Below are 2,135 nucleotides of genomic sequence, written 5' to 3'. Positions count from 1 at the left end.
AAAAAAGAACTATATAAGTTGCAATTTTGTTTTACATGGCATTGTCCGCTCTTCTTGTCACCGTGCCAGCTTGTCAGGTGATAAAGACGGGACATGGAGATCGGAAATTCTTTATTACAACCTATATAATAGATAAAGTATAACCCATGGCCCTAGTTTGGCGCTAAGGCTCAACTAGGACCACAGGTGAGTTAAATGATCCGAATGATGAATCTGGTTGCTGGGGCCAATCGATTTTTTTATTTTTGTAAACGGGTAAAAGTACTGATATTGCCAGCTTTGTTTTCACCGGTGAAGCTAGCTGATTGTCAGGAGTCAACTAGCAGCATCACTACGGAAATGGAAAGCGAAAAGTCAGGCTATCTCAGCCTTGCAGAATATAGGGCTATAAAGACATCTTAGCGAATAAATGGATCATGAACTTGACACAAGGGAATTTAAGAGACACCATTCGAGAATATTCCACTCATTCCTAAATGATATACTTAGCATAGATACCTGAATCCGTGACAGAAGTGTATCAAAAATGTCGGAAAACCCAATCGTGCCGAGGTTTCAACTCAATTTCGAATGTTCACCTAATTCGGTGAAGAACTCCGCGTGCAGTATTTTGTTGATTTATCAATTTTTTGGCGGTTTGAACGTGTCTTTATCACGGATTCAGGAGATATGCACACTTCCTACAAATTTCCAACATCAGACAAGCTTGTTCTTCTTGCCTTTACGGTCTAACTTTAACTATTTTGCCCACGCTCTGATTTCCAGATCCGTCAACAGCTACCACCTTAATAGAAGTTCCTGATTTTTTAGGGGTAATTTTAATGGTATATTTCCCATATTTATCTGCTTTTGCGCTGCCGATTTTTTGACTACCTACATATGCAATCACAGTAGCATTTGCTTCTGCTTTACCTGTGATCACCTTGGACTTACTAGTGATGCTATCGACAGTGGGAGGAGCCGGAGGGATTCGATCCACTACAATCACGACCCGCTCTTTGCTCGTATAACCGTACTTGTCTGTGACTGTCACGTAAAGTCTAGTCCCAGCTGCAAGTGTGGTAATCTTGATATTGAACAAACCTTTAGCATCACTTCTCCCCATATATACTTTTGCGTTGATTTTTATAGAAACCGTTCCATTTGGCACTGTTTTTCCTCTCACCACATTGCTCTTATTGCTTACCAAATTTACAGTCGGGGGGGGGGGCAGGCAATAAATCAGGGCTCTCAACATGGATCTTGTATTTCCCTGTATAATTCATGTATTTATCCACCCTAATGTAATACGTCCCCGCCTCGAGATCTTCCCACTTCAACCATTTTTTGGGTTGATTGAATTGCCTCCCTCAATATACTCGTGAAAAACTTCATTTCCGTCTGAGTCTTCCAACGTGACTTTCACTTCTCCGTTTATGTAAGAGTTAAAATGGACAACCATCCTACCTGCTTGATTCAAATGAATTTCATAGATTTGTTTACCATCCGTGTCAGTAATATCGCTAGAAACCAGCCTATCAAACGGCAAATATGACGGTGAATTGGCAAATACCATATTAGTCTTTAGCGCAGAGATGGAAAAGGCAAGCGAAAGCATGACGAAGAACCCGAATACTCTCATACAATTTTTCATCGAACTCCTCCCTATTCGATTACCTTTTTTAGTAAGCATTTTTATTCACTAAACCATTTGTAATTGTACGTAAAATGATTTTAATATCTAGCCACAAACTCCAGTTCTCTATATAAAAAATATCATGTTCAATCCTCGCCTGAATCGAGGTATCGCCACGCAGTCCACACACTTGAGCCCATCCAGTGATCCCTGGTCGAACATGATGCTTAATCATATATTTCGGAATTTCTTCTTTAAACTTTTCAACAAAATAAGGACGTTCAGGCCGTGGACCAACCACACTCATATCCCCTTTCAGTACATTGAAGAACTGAGGCAGTTCGTCTAAGCTCGTTTTCCGCAAAAACGCTCCAAATTTCGTCCGACGCGGATCGTTTTCGACTGTCCATTGAGTATCGGAAACGGACTGAGGCATATGCTTCATGGAACGAAATTTATACACTGTAGATGAGCATTTTTCATTACAATAATTTCCATGGTTAGAGAGACAAACAGGGTA

At 40.5% G+C, this 2,135-nt stretch carries 3 protein-coding genes; all 3 read right to left on the bottom strand.

The features are described from left to right. Positions 1-721 precede the first annotated feature (721 nt). Positions 722-1,237, bottom strand: coding sequence for an Ig-like domain-containing protein (locus I656_RS00600; protein WP_020756846.1), 516 nt, complete (start codon positions 1,235-1,237; stop codon positions 722-724). A 78-nt stretch (positions 1,238-1,315) separates the two neighbouring features. Beyond that, positions 1,316-1,633 (bottom strand): hypothetical protein, encoded by a 318-nt coding sequence (locus I656_RS00605; RefSeq protein WP_020756845.1) that lies wholly within the window; start codon positions 1,631-1,633, stop codon positions 1,316-1,318. 28 nt (positions 1,634-1,661) lie between these two features. Next, on the bottom strand, positions 1,662-2,135 hold a 474-nt coding region (locus I656_RS00610; protein ID WP_020756844.1), incomplete at its 5' end, for a sugar transferase.

This window comes from Geobacillus sp. WSUCF1 (assembly GCF_000422025.1).
Lineage (GTDB): Bacteria > Bacillota > Bacilli > Bacillales > Anoxybacillaceae > Geobacillus > Geobacillus zalihae.
Note: the sequence above shows the minus strand (reverse complement) of the source record. Positions and strands in the feature narration are given on the sequence as shown.

Excerpts from the sequence above, each read along its gene's own strand:
- I656_RS00605 (WP_020756845.1), bottom strand. The coding sequence starts at position 1,633 with ATGAAAAATTGTATGAGAGTATTCGGGTTCTTCGTCATGCTTTCGCTT.
- I656_RS00600 (WP_020756846.1), bottom strand. The coding sequence starts at position 1,237 with ATGTTGAGAGCCCTGATTTATTGCCTGCCCCCCCCCCCGACTGTAAAT.